Source organism: Nitratireductor sp. StC3 (assembly GCF_003015025.1).
GTDB classification, from domain to species: domain Bacteria; phylum Pseudomonadota; class Alphaproteobacteria; order Rhizobiales; family Rhizobiaceae; genus Mangrovimarina; species Mangrovimarina alexandrii.
Map to the genome: position 1 here is coordinate 516,650 of NZ_PYBP01000002.1, position 14,274 is coordinate 530,923.

Consider the following 14,274-nt stretch of genomic DNA (forward strand, 5'->3'; position numbering starts at 1 on the left):
CGGATGCCATTCTAGTGTTGCGCAGCCGCGCGCCTTGGTACTATCCGACTGGCCGGGATTTGGTGCAATATCGTACAAATACGCATGATCGATCGCGAAGACACGCTGCGGGAATTGGCCTTCGAGCACGCGCCGGTGGGGATCGTGTTGACCGAAAACCGCGTCATCCGCGCCTGCAACGTCACCTTCGCCGCCATGTTCGGCTATGGCCGGGGCGAGCTGGTCGACCAGTCCTTCGCCATCCTCTACCCCTCTTTCGAGGAGTTCGTGCGCATCCGCGATGTCGGCGTCGAGCCGCTCAGGGCGACCAATCGCTATTCCGACGAGCGCATCATGGCGCGCAAGGATTCCTCCTTGTTCTGGTGTCGCGTGCGCGGCCATTCCTTCACCCGCGACGAACCGCTGGCGCGCGCGGTCTGGACCTTCGCCGACCTGTCGGCCTCGCGCCCCGTCACCCGGCTGACGACGCGCGAACGCCAGATCGTCATGCATCTGGGCGAGGGTCGCACCAGCAAGGACATCGCCCGGCTGTTGTCGCTTTCGCCGCGCACGGTCGAGGCGCATCGCGCCCGGTTGTTGAAGAAATACCACGCCGCCAACGTGGCCGAACTGCTCGCCGGCCTGAGCGGCATGCCGCACTGAACGCCGCCCCGCCGGCAGACGCGCTGCGGAGCAAGCGCGAAAGCGCCGCGCCGGGTCAGCGGCCGAGGATGATGTCGACGATCGAGCGCGGCGCGTCCTCTGGCGACGCCCCGAGCCCGGCTTTCGGCCGCGGGATCGACGCCGTGCTGGTTCGTTCCACCGCGGCTGCGCCGGGGTCGTCTCGTTTGGTGGCCACGGGCAGCGCCGGCCGCGGCGCCTGATCGGGCGCGGGTGCGCGCCGCCAGCCGGCGCCGGGAAGCACCTTGACCGGCACGCCGCGATGCGCGGCTTCCATGAACTCGCGCCAGGCCAGCACCGGCAGGGTGCCGCCGGTGACGTTTTTGGTCGGCGTGCCGTCGTCGTTGCCGAACCAAACGCCGGTGGTCAGATTGGCCGTGTAGCCGATGAACCAGGCGTCGCGCGCCTTCTGGCTGGTGCCGGTCTTGCCCGCGGCCGGCCAGCCGAAAGTGGCCTTGCGTGCGGTTCCCGAACGCACCGTCTCGGCCATCATCGCGTTCATCATCGCCACGATGTCGGGCTTGAGCACGCGCGGCACCGTGCCTGGCCTGTGCTCGTAAAGCACCTTGCCGCCGACAGTGCGCACGCGGCGCACGATATGGACTTGCGGGCGATAGCCGCCATTGGCGAACGGCACGTAGGCGGCGGTGATTTCCAGCGGCGTGACTTCCGACGTGCCGAGCGCGATCGAGGTGTTGGCGGAAAGCTGCGATTCCACGCCGAGCCGGTGGGCGGCTTCCACCACGGCGCGCGGCCCGACCTCCATGGCAAGCTGCGCGGCGACCGAGTTCAGCGATTTCGCCAGTGCCGTCGTCAGGCTCACCTGCCCGTAATATTTGCCCTTGTAGTTGTCCGGCGCCCATTTTCCGATCCGCACCGGCGCGTCGTTGCGCGTGCTTTCGGGGGTGCGGCCCTGCTCCAGCGCGGCCAGAAAGACGAACGGCTTGAAGGCCGAGCCCGGCTGGCGGCGCGCCTCGGAGGCGCGGTCGAACTGGCTGTTGGCGTAATCGTAGCCGCCGACCATGGCGCGCACCGCGCCGGTGCCGTCGATCGACACCAGCGCGCCCTGGCTGACCCGGAGCGTTTCGCCGTTTTCGCCGATCAGGCGCCGGATCGAGCCTTCGGCGAGTTTCTGCAGCGTGAGGTCGACCGTCGTTTCCACGACCACGTCGGCGCGCACGTCGCCGATCAGGCCGGGCAGCTCTTCCATGACCCGATCGGCCACGTAGTGCTCCGCGCCCGACCAGTAGGCGGCCGCCCGCGTCGCCGGCGCGCTCATCGCCGTCGTCATTTCGCGGCCGTTGATCATGCCCTGTTCGTTCATCGCCGAAAGCACGATCTGCGCGCGCGCCTCGGCCGCCTTGGGATCGCGCGCCGGCGAAAGCCGCGACGGCGCCTTCAGCAGGCCGGCCAGAAGGGCGGCTTCCGACAGGGTGACCTGGCGCGCCGATTTGCCGAAATAGCGCCGCGAGGCGGCCTCGACACCATAGGAGCCGGAGCCGAAATAGACCCGGTTGAGATACATTTCCAGGATCTGCGCCTTGGTGTGGCGCTGTTCCAGCCACAGCGCCAAAAGCACTTCCTGGACCTTGCGCTCGATGGTGCGGTCGGGTTCCAGAAACAGGTTCTTGGCGAGCTGCTGGGTCAGCGTCGATCCGCCCTGGACGAGCCGTCCGTGCACCAGATTGGCCAGCATGGCGCGCGCCAGCCCGATCGGGTCGACGCCGAAATGGGAGTAGAAGCGCCGGTCCTCGATCGCGATCACCGCCTGCGGGATATAGGGCGACATTTCGTGCAGTCCGACGGCCTCGCCGCCGGTCATGCCGCGATTGGCGATTAGTTCGTCCTTGACCGACAGGATCTTGACGTTGGGCGGCCGGTCGGGGATCGACCAGGTCGTGGCGCTGGGAAGCCGCGCGCCGTAAAAGGCGATCAGGCCGACACCGGCGATGCCGATCCAGATCGAGATCACCAGCGACCAGTAGGCACCGCCGCGCAGCAGCGAAAACAGGGCGCCGCGCCGCCGCCGCCGCGCCCTGCCGGCCGCCGGCTTGCGCCGGGCGGTGGATTTGGACTGAGTGGATTTTTTCGGCCGCGGCCCCGGTTTCTTGGCCGCCTTGCTGCCGCGCGTCCCGGAACCGGACGTGCCGGATCTGGCCTTCGTCTCGCCGAAGGTCGGCTCGATCCGTTTGGAGGTCTTCGTTCTGGCCATAAGATGTCCGCGCCGCCCGGTCCCTCGGGCGTTGGGCGGAAAAGTAGGACGCGCGGTTTAAGGCCGGGTTAAGCGGGCGCGGCGGGCGGGCCTGTGTCCGCCGCACCCGCCCGCCGCGATAGACTCAGCTATGGGCGAAAATATCGGCCTCCGGCCAGCCCATCAGGTCGAGCCTGGCCCGTGTCGGCAGGAAGGCGAAACAGGCCTCGGCCTCCCGGGTCCGGGCCTCGCGCTCCAGACGCTCGGCCAGAACCGCGCGCAACCGATGCAAGTAGAGCACGTCGGAAGCGGCGTATTCGAGCTGCTCTGCCGTCAGCGTCTCGGCCGCCCAGTCCGAACTCTGCTGCGCCTTCGACAGCGATACGCCGAGCAGTTCAAAACATATGTCCTTCAGCCCGTGGCGATCGGTATAGGTGCGGGTCAGCCGCGAGGCGATCTTGGTGCAGAACACCGGTTGCGGCATCGCGCCGAGCGCGTGCGACAGCACCGCCAGGTCGAAGCGCGCATAGTGGAAAATCTTGGTGATCTTGCGGTTTTTCAGCAGGCTGACCAGATTGGGCGCCTTCTTCTGTCCCTTGTCGATCTGGATCACGTCGGCGCTGCCGTCACCCGGCGACAATTGCACCACGCACAGCCGGTCGCGATGCGGGTTGAGGCCCAGCGTCTCGGTGTCGATGGCGATCGCGTCGACATCGTAGTCGGACAGGTCGGCAAGGTCGTTGCGGTGAAAACGGATGGTCATGATGGTCTCCGGCGCTTCAGCGGGCAAGGGCGTCGAGAATCCGCGCCCAGGAGCGCTGGCCGCCGTGGAACGAGGACATCTCGTATTTCTCGTTCGGCGAATGCACGCGGTCGTCCGGCAGGCCGAAGCCGACCAGCAGCGAGTCCATGCCCAGCATCTTCTGGAAATCGCCGACGATCGGGATCGAGCCGCCCATGGCGATCATCACCGCCTCGTTCGGCCATTCCTCCGACAGCGCGGTCTTGGCCTTTTGCAGAAGCGGCGAATCGTAGGGCAGGTGGATCGCCGGCGAGGAGCCGTGCTCGGTGAATTCCACCGAACAGTCGGCGGGGATGCGGGCGCGCACGAAATCGCGGAACGCGGCGCGGATCTTGGCCGGGTCTTGGCTGTGGACGAGCCGGAAGGACACTTTGGCCGAGGCTTCGGCCGCGATCACGGTCTTGAAGCCCTCGCCCTCGTAACCGCCGGAAATGCCGTTGACCTCGGCCGTCGGCCGCGCCCAGGTCAGTTCGAGCACCGAGCGGCCCTTTTCGCCGGCCGGGATCGACAGGCCGATATCCGACAGGAACGTGTCGGCGCCGCGGCCGAGCTTTTCCCAGGTCGCGCGCACGTCGGCGGGCGTTTCCTCCACCCCGTCGTAAAAGCCGGGAATGGTGACGCGGCCGGTGTCGTCGTGCAGATCGGCCAGAATTTTGGACAGGATGTGGATCGGGTTGGCCGCCGCGCCGCCATAGAGGCCGGAATGAAGGTCGCGGTCGGCCGCCCTGACCGTGATCTCGTCGCCGACCAGGCCGCGCAGGGCGGTGGAGATCGCCGGGGTCTCGACGTCCCACATGCCGGTGTCGCACACCAGTGCGAAATCGGCCTTCAGCTCCGCTTGATTGGCCGTCAAAAAGGGTTTCAGCGACGGCGAGCCGGACTCCTCCTCGCCCTCGAACAGGATCGTCACCTTGCACGGCAGGCCGCCAGTGGCGGACTTCCAGGCCCGGCATGCTTCCACGAAGGTCATCAACTGGCCCTTGTCGTCGGCGGCGCCGCGCCCGGTGATGATCTTGCGGCCGGTCTCGCCGGTCTTGACCGCGGGGGCGAACGGGTCGTCATGCCACAGATCCAGCGGGTCGACCGGCTGCACGTCGTAATGACCGTAAAACAGCACATGCGGCGCGTCCGCGCTGGCGCCGTCATGATGGGCGACCACCATAGGATGGCCGGCCGTATCCCGCACCGAGGCCTGAAAGCCGAACGATTCCAGATCTTTGGCCAGCCAGTCCGCCGCCTGGCGGCAATCCTTCTTATAGGCCGGGTCGGTGGAGATCGAGCGGATGCGCAGCAGCTCGAAAAGCCGCGACAGGCTGTTGTCGAGATCGGCGTCGATGGCGCCGAGGACGGAATCGAGATTGGACATGGGTTTTCCCTGGATACGCGTTCGCCGCGCAACCTAGAGCGTTTCCAGGCGAAGTGGAAGCCGGTTCGCCGTTCGGAAACGCGTCAAAACAATAAGTTAGAGCCGGTCTGCAAGTCCGCGAAAAGCAGAACGGTTCTGGTCCGGTGAAATCGATGGGGGAAGAGCGCGCGACGAAAGAAAACGGCCACCGTGGTGGAGGGGGGGAACCACGGTGGCCTGTTGCGTGCGGCAGCCCGGAGAGGGGGGATGCGGCTGCCGCAGTGTCCGGCGAGGCGGGGGACGGGCCTTTGACCGAACTCGGCAAAAACTGCCGATGGTCTGAAGATGGTTTTTGAAAATGGCGATTCAAGGGCACAAAGATTACAAGTCTGTAACAAACCCGTGAAAGCGCCCGAAGGGCGAGGCCGATGGCAGCAGCTTGTTTGCCGCGCGTCTTTCACATGGATTTCGCGGTCCGCCCGCGCTATCCCTTCTCGCCATGAAAAAAGGCGATCATCTGTTCCTTGTCGACGGCTCCGGTTATATTTTTCGGGCCTACCACGCTTTGCCGCCGCTGACGCGCAAATCCGACGGTCTGCCGGTCGGCGCGGTGTCGGGCTTTTGCAACATGCTTTGGAAGCTGATGCAAAGCGCCCGCGACACCTCCGTCGGCGTGACCCCGAGCCATTTCGCGGTGATTTTCGATCATTCGGCGAAAACCTTCCGCAGCGAGCTCTATCCCGAATACAAGGCCAACCGCTCGGAGCCGCCGGAGGATCTGGTGCCGCAATTCGGCCTGATCCGCCAGGCTACGAAGGCGTTCGACCTGCCCTGCATCGAGATGGAGGGGTTCGAGGCCGACGATCTGATCGCCACCTATGCCCGGCTCGCCCGCGAGGCCGGCGGCGACGCCACCATCATTTCCTCCGACAAGGACCTGATGCAGCTCGTCGGCGACAAGGTGACGATGTACGACCCGATGAAGGACCGGGAGATCCGCGTTCCCGAAGTGGTCGAGAAATGGGGCGTGCCGCCCGAAAAGATGATCGACCTGCAGGCGCTGACCGGCGATTCGGTCGACAACGTCCCGGGCGTTCCGGGGATCGGGCCGAAGACCGCGGCGCAGTTGCTGGAAGAATACGGCGATCTCGACACGCTTTTGGAGCGGGCCTCCGAGATCAAGCAGAACAAGCGCCGCGAATCGATCATCGCCAATGCCGACAAGGCCCGGATATCGCGCGACCTGGTGCGCCTGCGCGACGACGTGCCGGTCGGCGAGGCGCTCGACGAGCTGGTTCTGCAGCCGCCCGACGGGCCCAGGCTGATCGCCTTCCTGAAGGCGCTGGAATTTACCACGCTGACGCGCCGGGTCGCGGAGGCCACGGGCACCGACGCGGCCGAGGTGGAGCCGGCGGCGGTCGAGGTGGATGCGGCCGGGCGCGCGCGCGGCCCGGACCTCGACGCGGGCGACGGCCCGGCGGAAGCCGGTGACGGCCGGCAGGATTCGGGCGCCGACGATCCGACCCCCGCCGCGCTCGCCGCCAGGCGGGCCGAGGCGGCCGCCGCCGAACCGATCGACCGCTCCGCCTATGTCGTCATTCGCGACATGGAGACCTTGCGGGACTGGATCGCGGAGGCGCGGGAGGCCGGCATTGTCGGGTTCGACACCGAAACCACCTCGCTCGATCCGATGCAGGCCGAATTGGTCGGCTTTTCGCTCGCGACCGCGCCCGGACGGGCGGCCTATGTGCCGGTCGGCCACAAACAGGGTGCGGGCGACCTTCTGGGCGGCGGGCTGGCCGAGGGCCAGATTCCGGTCGACGAGGCGTTGCAGGCGATCGGCGGGCTGTTGACCGACCCGGCCGTGCTCAAGATCGGCCAGAACATCAAATATGACTGGCTGCTGCTCTACCAGCACGGCATCGCCATGGCACCGGTCGACGACACGATGCTGATTTCCTACGTCCTCGACGCCGGCAAGGGCGGCCAGGGCATGGACGCGCTGTCGGAACGCTGGCTCGGCCACGTGCCGATCCCCTACAAGGAGGTGGCCGGTTCCGGGCGCAACGCCGTCACCTTCGACCTGGTCGACATCGACAAGGCGACCGCCTATGCCGCCGAGGATGCCGACATCACCTTGAGACTGTGGCGCGTCTTGAAGCCGCGCCTGGCGGCCGATGGGCTGGTCAGCGTCTACGAGCGCCTCGAGCGCCCGCTGATCGACGTCATCGCTCGCATGGAAGCGCGCGGCATTTCCGTCGACCGCCAGATCCTGTCGCGTCTTTCCGGCGAGTTCTCGCAGGCGGCCGCCGGCGTCGAAGAGGAGATTTACGAGCTTGCGGGCGAACGCTTCAACATCGCCTCGCCCAAGCAGCTCGGCGACATATTGTTCGGCAAGATGGGACTGGAGGGCGCGCGCAAGACCGCCACCGGCCAATGGTCGACCTCGGCCCAGATCCTGGAGGATCTGGCCGCGGAGGGGCACGAACTGCCGCGCAAGATCGTCGGCTGGCGTCAGCTCACCAAGCTTAAATCGACCTATACCGACGCGCTGCCCGGCTTCATCAACCCCGAGACCAAGCGCGTCCACACCTCCTACGCGCTCGCCTCCACCTCGACCGGGCGGCTGTCGTCCTCGGATCCGAACCTGCAGAACATCCCGATCCGCACCGTCGAGGGCCGCAAGATCCGCACCGCCTTCATCGCCGAACCCGGCCGCAAGCTGATCTCGGCCGACTACAGCCAGATCGAGCTGCGGGTGCTGGCCCATATCGCCGACATTCCCCAGCTCCGGCAGGCCTTCGCCGACGGGATCGACATTCACGCCATGACCGCGTCGGAAATGTTCGGTGTGCCGGTCGAGGGCATGCCCGCCGAGGTGCGCAGGCGCGCCAAGGCGATCAATTTCGGCATCATCTACGGCATCTCCGCCTTCGGGCTGGCAAACCAGCTCTCCATCCCGCGCGAGGAGGCGAGCAGCTATATCAAGAAATATTTCGAGCGCTTCCCCGGCATTCGCGACTATATGGACAAGACCAAGGCACAGGTTCGCGAAAACGGCTATGTCGAGACCATTTTCGGCCGGCGCGCGCATTATCCCGAAATCCGCTCTCCCAACCCGCACCAGCGCTCCTTCAACGAACGCGCGGCCATCAACGCGCCGATCCAGGGCTCGGCCGCCGACATCATTCGCCGCGCGATGGTACGCATGGAAAAGGCGCTGGCAGATGCCGGCCTCGACAGCGTGCAGATGCTGTTGCAGGTGCATGACGAGCTGATTTTCGAGGCGCCGCGCGACGAGGTCGAGGCCGCGATTCCGGTGATCCGCGACATCATGGAAAACGCGGCCATGCCGGCGGTTTCGATGGCGGTGCCGCTGCATGTCGATGCGCGCGCGGCCGACAATTGGGACGAGGCGCATTAATTGGACGGTTTTCTGCCGGTCTCGGCCGGAACGTTGCTGTCGTTCTCGCTGGCCTCGTTCCTGATCGAGCTCACGCCCGGCCCCAACATGACCTATCTGGCGCTGGTCGCCGCGCAGGAGGGGCGGCGGCCGGGTTACGCCACGGTCGCCGGCGTCTCGCTCGGACTGGCGGTTATCGGCTTTGCCGCCGCCTTCGGCGTTGCCGAGATCGTCCAGGCCTCTCCCTTGCTCTATGAGGCGCTGCGTTGGGCCGGTGTGGCGTTCCTGCTCTACCTGGCCTGGGACGGCTGGCGTGGCGGCGTCGACGTTGTCGCCGAGACGGTGCGGCCCGCCGCCAGGGAAAAATATTTCGCCCGCGGCCTGATCACCAACCTGCTCAACCCCAAGGCGGCCGTGTTCTACGTCGCCGTCTTGTCGACCTTCCTGGAGGCGGGGCATCCGCCCCTGGCGCAAACGCTGACATTGACGACGACCTATGTTGTTGTGGCAACGCTCGTGCATGTGCTGATCGTGACGCTGGCCGGCGCGCTCGAGCCATTGCTCAACAATGCGCGGCGCGAACGCCTGGCGCGTCGGGTCCTGTCGGGGATGCTGGCGCTGGTCGCCTTGTGGTTCGGCTGGTCGACCGCGCGCTAGCGCGTTTGCAGGCGACGTGGAAACCGGTTCGCCGTTCAAAAACGCGTCATAACAATGGATTAGAGCCGGTCTGCGATTCCGCGAAAAGCAGAACGGCTCTAGCCGGCGTTGCCGCGCAGGCGCTCGTCGGGTTCGGCCGCCGCACAGGCCGCGCACAGGCCGCGAAACTCGATCACGGCCTTGTTCGGCCGGAAGCCGCTTTCGGCCACCCAGCTTTCCAGCCGCTTGCCGACCACCGGGTCGGCGAATTCGGCCACCTGGCCGCATTTTTCGCAGATCGCGAAAGCGGTGATGCCGTGCAAATGGGCATGGTCACCGGTGCAGGCGACGAACGAATTGAGGCTTTCGAGACGGTGCACGAGCCCGTCCTTCATCAGCCGGTCGAGCGCGCGATAGACCTGCAGCGGGGCGCGAAAGCCGTCGTCGCGCAGAAGATCGAGCAGCGCGTAGGCACTGAGCGGCCCTGCCGCGCCCTCGAGCTTTTCGAGAACGAGTGCCTGGTTGCGGGTAAGCTCTGCCTTGGCGTTCATCTCATATCCTGCCATATGGCCCACTTTGTGCGCCAGCCGCGCCTCGGGTGCAAGTCGCAGGCGTGTCGCGCCCCGACTTGCATGCCGATCGCCGTCCCTCTTCCCGGAAATATCCGGCCCGTGCGACCGTCGGCCGGGCGTCCCGTCAGCCGGCGGCCGGTACTTTCTGCACGGCCGCGATCGCGTCGGCGAGGCCGGAAAGATCGTCGACGACCGCGTCGGCGCCGAGCGTTTCCAGCGCCTGTCTGGCATACCCGCCGCGCACCAGCACGCAGGGCAGGCCGGCGGCGCGCGCCGCCCCGGCATCGACGGCGCTGTCGCCGACCATCACCGCCGTGTCCGCCGTGGCGGCGATCGCGTCCAGGGCGGCAAACAGCATGTCGGGCGCCGGCTTGCTCGCCAGGCCCGGCCGGCTGCCGACCACGGCGCCGAATGCCTGTGACAGGCCGAAATGATCGAGGATCGCCTCCGTCGCGTCCTGCGGCTTGTTGGTGACGACGGCGAGCGCGGCGCCCCTGGCGCGTAGCTGCGCGAGGGCGGCCGCCGTGCCGGCCATCAGCGTGGTCCGCGCGGTCAGGCCGTCGCGATAGGCCGCCATCATGGCGTCGGTGGCTGCGGCCCTGCCGGCGGCGTCGAGCGGCCGGCCGCGTGCCTCGAAGGCGCGTTGCACCAGCTTGGCGACGCCGTTGCCGACCATGCCGCGCACCGCGGCGACATCGAGCGGCTGCGCGCCGTGTGCGGCCAGCACCGTATTCACCGCGGCGGCGAGGTCGGCCACCGAATCGATCAGCGTGCCGTCGAGATCGAACAGTACGGCAACACTGCCGGCTGGCTTGCCGTTGTGCCTCACGCGGCGTCCTTCCACTTGATCGAGCAGCCGATCGAGGCGATCTGCTCGCGCGGGCCCTCGCCGGTGCGGGCGACCTGCAGCATGGCTTCGTAGAGGTCGCGGCGCAGGTCGGCCGGTCCCTCCTCGCGCCGCGAGGCGTCCAGCCGGCCGCGATATTGCAGTTTCAGGTCGGCGTTGAAGCCGAAGAAATCCGGCGTGCAGGCCGCGCCATAGGCACGCGCGACCGACTGGTCCTCGTCGTGCAGGTAGGGAAAGGAAAACCGGTGCTTTTCGGCGAAGCGCTTCATGTTCTCGAACGAATCGTCGGGATGGCTCGTGGCGTCGTTGGAGTTGATGGCGACGAAGCCGATGCCGTTGTCGCGCAGGTCGCTGGCATCGCGCACGATGCGTCCGATCACCGCCTTCACGTAGGGGCAATGGTTGCAGATGAAGGCCACCACCAGACCGCCCGGCCCGGCCAGGTCGGAAAGTTGATGCTTGTTGCCGTCCGTTCCCGGCAGGATCGCGTCGACGGCCGGCCAGCCGAATTCGCAAACGGGGGGTATCGCAGCCATGTGGCACTCTCCTCAGCCGGGTCGGGGCGCGTCCGGGCGCGGTCGCGTCATATCCGTTGTCGCGTTGCGGCCCGTCCCCGTGCGCGACCCGGCCGCCAGTTCGGGTGGATCATGCCCCAGGCGGGCGCGTCCTGTCACGCCGCCTTGGCAAGCGCGGCGTCGGCGGCGCTGCGGATGGCGTCGATATTGTCGCGATAGGTGGCCTGGGTGCCGCCCTTGAACACCGCCGAGCCGGCGACCAGCACGGTGGCGCCGGCCGCCGCCACCAGCGGCGCCGTTTGCGGCGTCACGCCGCCATCGACCTCGATATCGATCGGCCGGTCGCCGATCATCGCCTTGATCCGACGGATCTTTTCGACCACGGCCGGGATGAAGGCCTGGCCGCCGAACCCGGGATTGACGGTCATCAAAAGGATGAGATCGAGCCGGTCGAGCACATATTCGATCACGCTTTCCGGCGTCGACGGGTTGAGCGACACGCCCGCGTTCTTGCCGAGCGCCTTGATGGCCTGCAGCGACCGGTCGAGATGCGGGCCCGCCTCGGCGTGGACGGTGATGATGTCGCAGCCCGCCTCGGCGAAGGCGGCCAGATAGGCGTCTGCGGGCGCGATCATCAAATGGCAGTCGAACACCTTGTCGGTGCGCGCGCGCACCGCCTTGATGACAGGCGGTCCGAAGGTGATGTTGGGCACGAAATGGCCGTCCATCACGTCGAGATGGATCCAGTCGGCACCGGCTGCGGCGACGGCTTCCACCTCTTCGCCGAGCCGCGCAAAATCGGCGGACAGCACCGAGGGGGCAATGATCGACTTCATCGGCATGACGCGGGATCCTTTCGTGCGGCCGCTGCAACGGTGCGAACCGGATTGCAGCGGCGCGCGCTCCGTGTCAACACGGCCGGCGCGGTCGGATGTGCGTCATCCCCGGCAGCGGCCCGTTCTTGCGGGTTTTGCTTGTTCTTGGGCGCAGCTTGAGTAGTTTTCCAAAAACGGCCCCATTGTTGGGCGACCTCTGTGGGCGAGGGACTGGGCTTGGGAGAAGTTTGATGAAGCGGATATTGCATCGCGCGACGCTGCTTGCCGCCGGCACGGCGGCCTTGGTGGCCGTGTTCACGGCCGGCATCGGCCAGGCGCTGGCGCGCACGAACTATGCCATGGTCGTCGGCGTGACGGCCTATCCGAACCTGCCGAAGCGAAACTGGCTGGTCGGGCCGCGCAACGACGCGCTTCTGGTGCGCGACTTCCTGACCACCCAGGCGCATGTGCCCTTCGAGCCGCAAAACGTGTTCGTGCTGGCCGACGACGTCGAGGGCGGCAGGGAGCCGACGCTTGCCGGCATTTTGGGATCGCTCGACGAGATCGCCGAAAAGGCCGGCCCCGACGATTTCGTCTATCTGCAGTTTTCCGGCCACGGGTTTCAGCAGACGGCGGCCGACCCGAGCACGGAGACCGACGGGCTCGACGAGATTTTCCTGCCCAAGGACACCGGACGCTGGGTCGACCGGGCCAAGGGCATGCCGAACGCGCTGGTCGACGACGAGGTCGGCAAGGCGCTGACCAAAATTCGCGCCAAGGGCGCCTTCGTCTGGGTGGTGTTCGACGCCTGTCATTCCGGCACCGCCACCCGCGCCGCGCCCGGAGACGACGTGCAGGAGCGCAAGATCGACCCCGAGGCGGTCGGGATGCCGGCCGAAATCCTGATCCCGGCGGACGGCGCGCGCAGCCTGTCGGGCGAGGCGGCCGCGGCCGCGCCGATGGAGATCGACACGGCGCCGTCCGAGACGGCCGAGATGGGCGGCATGGTCGCCTTCTTCGCCGCGCAGACCGACGAGACCACGCCCGAAATGCCGCTGCCGCGCGGGGCGAAGGGCGCGCCGAAATACGGGCTGTTCACCCACACGCTGTTTTCGCAGCTCGGCGCCAATCCCAATGTCAGTTACCGCCAGCTCGCTCAGGGCATCCTGCAGCATTATGCGGCCATCAACCGGTCTTCGACGACGCCGCTTTTCGAAGGCGACCTCGACGCGCCGGTGTTCGGCACCGAACTCGACGACTTCATTCCGCAGTGGCCGATCGCGATCGGCGAGCGCGGCGTGGAGATACCGGCCGGGCGCATCCACGGTCTGAGCGAGGGCGCGCGGCTGGCGATCCTCGACAAGCCGGGCGCGAGCGAGGAGGAGGCGATCGGCTATCTTGAGGTGACGTCGCTCGACACGTTCAAGAGCCGGCTTGTCATCGCCGGCCCGGACGACGCGGCCGAGACCGCCGACACCAGCGACATGACGGCGACCGCCGAACCCGCCGACGAGACCGGACGTGCCCTGATCGGGACCGTTTCCGAAATTCCCGAAAACGCCTTCGCGCGGCTGGTCGAGACCCAGTTCGATTTCGTGCTCAGGGTCGCCCGTCCCGGTCCTTCGGACGAATTCCCCGATGCGGTCGCCGGCGTCAATGCGCTGCTCGACGCGGTCGCCGGCGACGAAACGCGGCAGATGAGCGTCGAACTCGTCGATCCCGGCCAGCCGGCCGATCTGAGGCTGGCCGTGTTTTCGGAGGCGAGCCTGCCGGACGCGGCTTTCGACGCCAGCGCCGCACCCGGCCTGTGGTTCCTGCCCGAGGCCGGCACGATGACGCTGGAGGACGGCCGGCGTCCGCCCTCGATCATCATGCAAAGCGGCGACGACGACGCCGTCGGCGAGGCCCTGGCCTTTTATTTGTCGCGCATCTATCGCGCGACCAATCTCGCCCGCATCAGCGAGGGCTCCGACTACGGCCCCGACGAGGTGACGGTCGATTTCACCCTGCAGCGCATGGCGAGCGGCAAGGAGGAACTGATCAGCGCGACGGCCGCCCCGCGTGCCGTGCCGCAGGATCGCGTGCGGGTGACGGCGACCAACAACACCGACAATCTGGTCGATCTGAACATTCTCTACATCGGCAGCGACTATTCCATCACCCACATGGCCAAGGAGCGGCTGCAGCCGTCGGCGACCTATGACGAGGTGTTTTTGGAATTCACCGACGAGAGTTTCGGTCGCGAGACCATGGTCGCCATTTTCACCGAGGCGTTCGACGGCAGTCAGACCGAGGATCTCGGCTTCCTGGCCCAGGACGGCCTGAAACAGACCATGCGCGGCGGCGCCGCCTCGATCGCCGACGCGATCCGGGCGATGGGCATGGGCGGTGCGACCCGCGCGGCCAAGGCGGTCGGCGGCACGCAAAGCCGCAAGGCGAGAGGGTCGGTCCGCTTCTTCCCGGTGCTGACCGTGCCCAAGGGATGAGG

At 67.1% G+C, this 14,274-nt stretch carries 11 protein-coding genes; 4 read left to right on the forward strand and 7 right to left on the reverse strand.

Annotated features, from left to right (window positions below):
* Nucleotides 1–84: 84 nt before the first annotated feature.
* Nucleotides 85–642 carry a LuxR C-terminal-related transcriptional regulator gene (locus C7T96_RS07030; RefSeq protein WP_106570452.1) on the forward strand — a complete coding sequence of 186 codons (558 nt, stop codon included), beginning with the start codon at nucleotides 85–87 and terminating at the stop codon, nucleotides 640–642.
* A 55-nt stretch (nucleotides 643–697) separates the two neighbouring features.
* On the opposite strand, the gene C7T96_RS07035 is transcribed toward C7T96_RS07030, so the two are convergent.
* The 3 genes from C7T96_RS07035 to C7T96_RS07045 all read right to left on the reverse strand — a co-directional run bounded on the left by C7T96_RS07035 (nucleotide 698) and on the right by C7T96_RS07045 (nucleotide 5,019).
* Entirely contained in the window at nucleotides 698–2,872 is a 2,175-nt protein-coding gene (locus tag C7T96_RS07035) for a transglycosylase domain-containing protein (RefSeq protein ID WP_106570453.1), read from the reverse strand.
* Between the two features lie 124 nt (nucleotides 2,873–2,996).
* Entirely contained in the window at nucleotides 2,997–3,614 is a 618-nt protein-coding gene (locus tag C7T96_RS07040; RefSeq protein ID WP_106570454.1) for a ribonuclease D, read from the reverse strand.
* Between the two features lie 16 nt (nucleotides 3,615–3,630).
* Complete coding sequence (locus C7T96_RS07045; protein ID WP_106570455.1) at nucleotides 3,631–5,019, reverse strand: dipeptidase; 1,389 nt, start codon at nucleotides 5,017–5,019, stop codon at nucleotides 3,631–3,633.
* 478 nt (nucleotides 5,020–5,497) lie between these two features.
* Here C7T96_RS07045 and polA point away from each other — a divergent pair, with 478 nt between their 5' ends.
* Nucleotides 5,498–8,422 carry a DNA polymerase I gene (polA, locus tag C7T96_RS07050; RefSeq protein WP_106570456.1) on the forward strand — a complete coding sequence of 975 codons (2,925 nt, stop codon included), beginning with the start codon at nucleotides 5,498–5,500 and terminating at the stop codon, nucleotides 8,420–8,422.
* Nucleotides 8,423–9,058, forward strand: coding sequence for a LysE family translocator (locus tag C7T96_RS07055; protein ID WP_106570457.1), 636 nt, complete (start codon nucleotides 8,423–8,425; stop codon nucleotides 9,056–9,058).
* 98 nt (nucleotides 9,059–9,156) lie between these two features.
* On the opposite strand, the gene C7T96_RS07060 is transcribed toward C7T96_RS07055, so the two are convergent.
* The 4 genes from C7T96_RS07060 to rpe form a co-directional block, all read right to left on the reverse strand.
* Entirely contained in the window at nucleotides 9,157–9,588 is a 432-nt protein-coding gene (locus tag C7T96_RS07060; RefSeq protein WP_106570458.1) for a Fur family transcriptional regulator, read from the reverse strand.
* Between the two features lie 145 nt (nucleotides 9,589–9,733).
* Complete coding sequence (locus C7T96_RS07065; RefSeq protein WP_106570459.1) at nucleotides 9,734–10,438, reverse strand: HAD-IA family hydrolase; 705 nt, start codon at nucleotides 10,436–10,438, stop codon at nucleotides 9,734–9,736.
* Nucleotides 10,435–10,992, reverse strand: a complete 558-nt coding sequence (locus tag C7T96_RS07070; RefSeq protein WP_106570460.1) for a thioredoxin family protein — start codon at nucleotides 10,990–10,992, stop codon at nucleotides 10,435–10,437. Before C7T96_RS07070 ends, C7T96_RS07065 begins: the two co-directional genes overlap by 4 nt.
* Nucleotides 10,993–11,126: 134 nt before the next feature.
* A complete protein-coding gene (rpe, locus tag C7T96_RS07075; RefSeq protein WP_106570461.1) occupies nucleotides 11,127–11,813 on the reverse strand; it encodes a ribulose-phosphate 3-epimerase in 687 nt (228 codons plus the stop codon).
* A gap of 224 nt (nucleotides 11,814–12,037) precedes the next feature.
* Here rpe and C7T96_RS07080 point away from each other — a divergent pair, with 224 nt between their 5' ends.
* Entirely contained in the window at nucleotides 12,038–14,272 is a 2,235-nt protein-coding gene (locus C7T96_RS07080) for a caspase family protein (protein ID WP_158264320.1), read from the forward strand.
* The last annotated feature ends 2 nt before the right edge of the window (nucleotides 14,273–14,274 follow it).